The 483-nt window shown below is 65.4% G+C and carries 1 protein-coding gene; it reads right to left on the bottom strand.

Annotated elements, in window-relative coordinates; genetic code table 11:
• The coding region (locus RAD04_RS38475) for a chemotaxis protein CheA (RefSeq protein WP_461627940.1) at window positions 1-483 on the bottom strand (483 nt) is incomplete at both ends.

Genomic DNA, 483 nt, shown 5'->3' with positions numbered 1-483 from the left:
CAGCTCGACCACCGAGAGCTGCGGGATCGCAAAGCGGTCGCCGGCGGCTTCGACGATCAGGGCCGAGACGATCGCCAAGGTCAGCGGGATCTTGATGGTGACCGAGGAGCCCTCGCCGGCGACGCTCTTGATGTCGATGGTGCCGCCGATCTGGTCGATATTGGTGCGCACCACGTCCATGCCGACGCCGCGGCCCGAGACCGAGGTGATGGCGGCCGCGGTCGAGAAGCCCGGCGCGAAGATGAACTTGTGGATCTGGGCTTCGCTCATCTTCTCGAGCTCGGCCTCGGTGACCAACCCAGAGGAGATCGCCTTGGCTTTGATCTTCTCGGTGTTGAGGCCGCGGCCGTTGTCGGCGATGCAGATGATGATGTGGCCGCCCTCGTGATAGGCAGACAGGCGAATAGTGCCCTGCTCGCCCTTGCCGGACGCAACGCGCTCGGCGGGGGTCTCCAGGCCATGATCGGCGGAGTTGCGCACCAT

The sequence above is a fragment of the Bradyrhizobium sp. 25ACV genome (assembly GCF_054863005.1).
Note: the sequence above shows the minus strand (reverse complement) of the source record. Positions and strands in the feature narration are given on the sequence as shown.